The following is a 6,028-nucleotide window of genomic DNA, read 5'->3' as shown; positions in this document are numbered from 1 at the left end:
CCCCGGGGCCCGGCCCGGGGAGCTCCCCTCCCGCTCGGCGCGCGCACCGGCGCCGCCCTCCCTACAGTGCGAACCATGACTGCCACCGTGGAGGAGAAGCACGGAACCCGGAACCGCTTCCTGAACCGGGTACCCGACGGGTTCGGCGCGTTCTTCGGAGCGCTCGGCCTGCTGTGCGCCCTGCTCGCTCTCTCTCCCACGTTGCGGCGGCTCCTGCGGCACGTCGTGCGGTTCCTCGACCTGATCGTCGTCCCGGTCAGCGCGAACCTCGCCTACGCCGTCTTCCTCTTCCTCCTCGCCGCGGCCCTCGGCACCCGCAAGAAGGTCGCCTGGTGGATCGTCATCACCTATTTGGCCCTGCTGATCGTCGACGACGTGCTGGAGATGGCCGTCGGCGCGTACTGGATCGGCGTCCCCTCCATGGTCGTCGCCGTCGCCGCACTGGCCGTACTGATCGCCGCCCGCGACGAGTTCTACGCCGCCTCGCGCCCCGGGGCCCTGTGGCACGCCCTGCTCGTGCTCGGCCTCGGCCTGCTCGCCGCCGTACTCGCGGGCTGGGCGCTCGTCGCCCTCTTCCCCGGCACCCTGCCCCCGGGTCAGTGGCTGGACTGGGCCGCCAAGGAGGTCTTCGGCGGCCTCTTCTCCGCCCGGGAGTTCGACGGCCACCCACCCCGCCCGCTGTCCTTCCTGCTCGGCCTCTTCGGCGCCGTCGCCCTGCTGAACGCGGCCATGACCCTCTTCCGATCCCAGCGCCTGACCGCCGCCCTGCACGGCGACGAGGAGCCCCGTATCCGGGCACTCCTCGGCGCCTACGGACGCAACGACTCCCTCGGCTACTTCGCCACCCGGCGCGACAAGGCGGTCGTCTTCGCCCCCAACGGCAAGGCCGGCGTCACCTACCGCGTCGAGGCCGGCGTCTGCCTCGCCAGCGGGGACCCGGTCGGCGACCCCGCCTCCTGGACCGCCGCCATCGACGCCTGGCTCGCCGTGGCCCGCCGCTACGGCTGGCAGCCCGCCGTGATGGGCGCCTCCGAGGACGGCGCCACCGCCTACGGCCGCTCCGGGCTCAGCGCCCTGCAACTCGGTGACGAGGCCATCCTCCACGTGGCCCACTTCGACCTCGACGGCCGCGAGATGCGCGTCACCCGCCAGGCCGTCAACCGGGTCCGGCGCACCGGCGCCACCACCGTCATCCGCCGCCACTCCGCCCTCTCCGAGGACGAGATGCAGATGATCGTGGAAAGCGCCGACACATGGCGCGACACCGAGACCGAGCGCGGCTTCTCCATGGCCCTGGACCGGCTCGGCGACCGCGCCGACGGGGACTGCCTGCTGGTCGAGGCCTTCGACGACAAGGGCGAGCTGATCGCCCTGCTCTCCTTCGTCCCCTGGGGCAAGGACGGCATCTCCCTCGACCTGATGCGCCGCGACCGCATCGCCCCCAACGGGATCATGGAGTTCATGGTGGCGCAGCTCTGCGCCGCCGCGCCGGGTCTCGGCGTACGCCGGATCTCCCTCAACTTCGCCGTCTTCCGCTCCGCCTTCGAGGAGGGCGGCCGGATCGGCGCCGGCCCCGTCCTGAAGCTGTGGCGCAAACTGCTCCTCTTCTTCTCCCGCTGGTGGCAGCTGGAGGCGCTGTACCGCTCGAACGTCAAGTACGGCCCCGAGTGGTACCCGCGCTTCCTCTGCTACCAGGACGCCGGCTCGCTCGCCCGGGTCAGCCTCGCCTCCGGCATCGCCGAGGGCTTCGTCTCCGTACCCAGCCTGCGCACGCTGTGGGGCAACGGCCGCCCCAAGGGTCTGACCGCCCCCGTCACCACCGAGGGACTGCCCTCAATCGACGCCCTCGGCCTGGACGTGGCCGGGCAGGAGGGCACGGGCGCCCCGGCCGAGCGGCTGCCCGAACAGGTCCGCGTCCGCCACGCCAAGCTGGACCGCCTCCGGGCGGCCGGCACCGACCCCTACCCGGTGGGGATCCGCCCGCGCACCCACACCGTCGCGGAACTGAAGGCCACCCACCAGGGATCCCCCGGCCACCCCGCCGTCCCGCCCGGCGCCCGGACGGGCGAACAGGCCACCCTCGCCGGGCGCGTGATGCTGGTACGCGACCTCGGCGGCGTGGTCTTCGCCGTCCTGCGCGACTGGTCCGGGGACATACAGCTCATGCTCACCCGCGACGAGGCGGGGGCCGACGTACTGGACTCCTTCACCTCCCAGGTCGACTTCGGCGACCACGTCCTCGTCAGTGGCGAGACCGGCGCCAGCAAGGCGGGCGAGCTGTCCCTGGTGGTCCGGTCCTGGCAGCTCACCGGCAAGTGCCTGCGCCCCCTCCCCGACAAGCGCAAGGGCCTCGCCGACCCCGAGGCCCGGGTCCGGCGCCGCTACCTCGACCTCGTCGCGAGCCCCGAGGCCCGGGACGTCGTACGGGCCCGCTCCAGCGCGGTCCAGGCACTGCGCCAAGGGCTCCTCGACCGCGGCTACCTGGAGGTCGAGACCCCGATGCTCCAGCAGATCCACGGCGGCGCCAACGCCCGTCCCTTCCGCACCCACATCAACGCCTACGACCTCGACCTGTACCTGCGCATCGCCCCAGAGCTCTACCTCAAGCGGCTCTGCGTCGGCGGTATGGAGAAGGTCTTCGAGATGGGCCGCACCTTCCGCAACGAGGGCGTCTCCTACAAGCACAACCCCGAGTTCACGATGCTGGAGGCCTACCAGGCCTTCGCCGACTACGACGTGATGCTCGACCTCACCCGCGACCTGATCCAGGGCGCGGCCACCGCCGCCTTCGGCTCGCCCGTCGCCCACAAGGCGGGACCGGACGGGAAGCTCGTCGTCCACGACATCTCCGGAAGCTGGCCGGTCAAGACCATGTACGGGGCCATCAGCGAGGCCCTCGGCGAGGAGGTCGATGCCGACACCGAGGAACACGTGCTGCGCCGGCTGTGCGACCGGGCGTCGGTCCCGCACGCCCCCGAGGACACCCGCGGCGACGTGGTGCTGGAGATGTACGAGCGCCTCGTCGAGGAGCGCACCCAGCTGCCCACCTTCTACAAGGACTTCCCCACCGACGTCTCCCCGCTCACCCGCCAGCACCGCACGGACCCCCGGCTCGCCGAACGCTGGGACCTGGTCGCCTTCGGCACCGAACTGGGCACGGCCTACTCGGAGCTGACCGACCCGGTGGAACAGCGCCGTCGGCTCACAGCCCAGTCCCTGCTCGCGGCGGGCGGCGACCCGGAGGCGATGGAGCTCGACAACGACTTCCTGGACGCCCTGGAGTACGCGATGCCGCCCACGGGCGGCCTCGGCATCGGCGTGGACCGCCTCGTCATGTTCCTCACGGGCCTGACGATCCGCGAGACCCTCCCCTTCCCCCTGGTCCGCCGCGGCTGACCGGGCCGCAGGACGGGGCGGGCGGCCTCGCCGCCGGTACGGCCGCGTGAGCAACTGCGGGGGGTGAGCCGACCGGGTGAGGGGAAGAGGGTGCCTCCGCGCCTCTCGACAACTTCGGCGATGTCGTTGATACGTAGTAATAATGAAAAATGACGAGCCGACAGTAGGGCGGCGCACGGTCCTGCGTACCGCCGTCCTCCTCGGGGTCGCGGCCGCCTCCGGACTGGTCAGCGTGAGCGGTGAGAGCGGTACCGGTACCCCCGGCCCGGTACCGGGCGGGTCCGGGGCACCGACCGGGCCGGGGGCGCCGCCCGTGGCGGGTGCGCCGGGGCTGCGGGTGCGGGCGCTGCCCGAGAAGTCGTACCGGCTCCAGCCGATGACCGCCGACGCGCCGGTGCGCGCGGCAGCCGTGAAGCCGGCCGTACGGACCCGGCCGATCCTGGAACTCCCCGCCGGCGCCGCCGCGTCGGACGGCATGGTGCTCACCTTCGACGACGGCCCGGATCCCCGCTACACCCCGGCCATCCTCGACACCCTCGCCCGATACGGAGTGCGCGCCATGTTCTTCGTCTGCGGGGAGATGGCCACCGAGAACCGGAACCTGCTGCGTCGGATGGTCGACGAAGGCCACGTCATCGGCAACCACACCTGGACCCACCCGCTCATCCCCCAGCTCAGCCGGCCCGCCCTCGCCTCCGAGATCGGCCGCACGAGCGAGGTCGTGCAGCAGACCGTCGGCGAGGCGCCGCTGTGGTTCCGGGCCCCTTACGGAGCCTGGAACCGGGCCGCCTTCGAGATCGGGGCCGAGCTCGGCATGGAGCCGCTCGCCTGGACCGTGGACACCCTGGACTGGAAGGAACCGGGGACACCGACGATCATCTCCCGGGTACTGGGCGCCGCGGCCCCCGGCGTGATCGTTCTCTCGCACGACGCAGGCGGCAACCGGTCGCAGAGCGTCCAGGCGATCTCCTCGTACCTCCCCCAACTGCTCGCCCGGGGCTACCGGATGACCCTCCCGGTGCTGCCGCCCCGCTGAACCGGGAGCCGGCCGCGGCGGATGCTCCCGGGTTCAGGCCGTCTCTTCCGGATCCTACCGGGCCGACAAGATCCGGAAAGACGGCCTAGCGTGCCTCCACCATGCGGGCGAAGACGACCACGTTGCCGTCGTAGCCGCGCGTCTTCGAGTATCCGCCGCCGCAGGTGATCACCCGGAGCTCCGGGTGCCCGGTGTCCCCGTACACCCGGGCCCCGGGGAAGGCCTCCTTGGAGAACACCTCCACGCCGTAGACCTCGAACACCGCCGTGCGGCCGTCGTAGCGCTCCACCTCGATGCGGTTGCCCGGCTTGACCGAGCCGAGGCCGTAGAAGACCGCGGGACCCTGCGCGTTGTCCACGTGGCCGACGATCACCGCCGAGCCCCTCTGGCCCGGCGAGATGCCGTTGAGGTACCAGCCGGCGAGATTGCGGTCCTGCGGGGGCGGCGCGTCGATCCAGCCCTCCGCGTCCAGCCCGACCGTCATCACCGGCGCGTCCACGCTGATCGTGGGAATCCGGATGCGCTGGACCGACGAGTGCTCCAGCACTTCCATGTCCGCCGGGGGTGTGGGCGGATTCGCCGGCAACTGGTCGGCCGTCACCGCGACGGCCGAGGCCGCGGTGGGCTGCGGCGGCCCGTCGCCGACGTTCACACCGTTGCGCACCATGGCGAGGCCGGTGAGCATGACCAGGGCGAGTGCGCCCCACGGTGAGCGTCTGCGTTTCTGCCCGGTCTCGTCCTCGCCCATCGCTCTCCCTTCCCGACGCGGGGGTCCCGGCCCGCGTTCCTGTCCCGCCCCTGTACGCCCTACTTCACGCACGCTAAGGCCGAGTCGGCAGGACGGCGAGGGGGGAAGGGCGAACGGGTGGCCGCCACCCGGAGGGAGCCGGAAGGGGTGCGCCCATCCAGGTAATCGTCACATAAATGCCTGACGGGTCGTGACCTGCGGATCCGTCAGCCGCGTCGGCCGTGCTTCGGCGTGTCGCTCAACCGGGCGGCCCAAAGCCGGAAATGCGGAGGTTGCGGGACGACCTGAGGGTTCGACGTGGGAGGCGTTCTCGTCGATCATCCGGGGCCGACGCTCCGGGGCGCTTTCCCCTGGAGGTTCCACCATGCGTGTTGTGCGCGCTCTTACCGTGGCGGCGGCAGCCTGCGCCGCGATCGGCCTCAGTGCCCCATTCGCCTCCGCGAACCAGGATCCCGGGGGTCGGGGTGGGAACGGGGGTGGGAACGGCCCCAGCAACATCTCCGTCAACCCGTACTCCGTGCACCAGGGATCCACGATGCAGGTGAGCGCGGCGGGCTGCGGACACGGCGGTACCGTCGCCTCGCCCGGCAACTTTCCGCCGGCCAACCTGTCCGCCGGGTCGATCGGTTTCGCGACCGTCCGGATCTTCAACCACGCCTCGCCGGGCCACCACACGCTGTCGGTCAAGTGCAACGACAGCAACCTGGTCGCCACGCACCGCTTCACGATCCTCGAGGGCAACCCCTCGCAGGGCGGTATCGGCGGATCCTTCGGCCCGTCCGCCGCCGAGACCGCCATCGGCGCGGGCCTCGTCGGTGCCGCGGCCCTGGGCGCCGGCGCCCACGTGG

At 72.0% G+C, this 6,028-nt stretch carries 4 protein-coding genes; 3 read left to right on the top strand and 1 reads right to left on the bottom strand.

Features of this window, described 5'->3' with window-relative positions; all coding sequences use genetic code 11:
* Nucleotides 1–75 precede the first annotated feature (75 nt).
* Nucleotides 76–3,396, top strand: coding sequence for a bifunctional lysylphosphatidylglycerol synthetase/lysine--tRNA ligase LysX (gene lysX / locus ACWGIU_RS26875; RefSeq protein ID WP_453709925.1), 3,321 nt, complete (start codon nt 76–78; stop codon nt 3,394–3,396).
* A 142-nt stretch (nt 3,397–3,538) separates the two neighbouring features.
* Nucleotides 3,539–4,432: a polysaccharide deacetylase family protein gene (locus tag ACWGIU_RS26870; RefSeq protein WP_453709923.1), complete on the top strand. Its 894-nt coding sequence runs from the start codon at nt 3,539–3,541 to the stop codon at nt 4,430–4,432.
* 85 nt (nt 4,433–4,517) lie between these two features.
* Here ACWGIU_RS26870 and ACWGIU_RS26865 read toward each other — a convergent pair whose 3' ends face one another.
* The gene (locus ACWGIU_RS26865) at nt 4,518–5,180 is read right to left on the bottom strand and encodes a class F sortase (protein WP_453709921.1); all 663 of its coding nucleotides are present in this window, start codon (nt 5,178–5,180) and stop codon (nt 4,518–4,520) included.
* A gap of 364 nt (nt 5,181–5,544) precedes the next feature.
* On the opposite strand from ACWGIU_RS26865, the gene ACWGIU_RS26860 reads away from it, so the two are divergent.
* On the top strand, nt 5,545–6,028 hold a 484-nt coding region (locus ACWGIU_RS26860; protein ID WP_453709919.1), incomplete at its 3' end, for a hypothetical protein.

This window comes from Streptomyces sp. NPDC054840, from assembly GCF_053611065.1.
Note: the sequence above shows the minus strand (reverse complement) of the source record. Positions and strands in the feature narration are given on the sequence as shown.

Excerpts from the sequence above, each read along its gene's own strand:
- ACWGIU_RS26870 (WP_453709923.1), top strand. The coding sequence starts at position 3,539 with ATGAAAAATGACGAGCCGACAGTAGGGCGGCGCACGGTCCTGCGTACC.
- ACWGIU_RS26865 (WP_453709921.1), bottom strand. The coding sequence starts at position 5,180 with ATGGGCGAGGACGAGACCGGGCAGAAACGCAGACGCTCACCGTGGGGC.
- lysX (WP_453709925.1), top strand. The coding sequence starts at position 76 with ATGACTGCCACCGTGGAGGAGAAGCACGGAACCCGGAACCGCTTCCTG.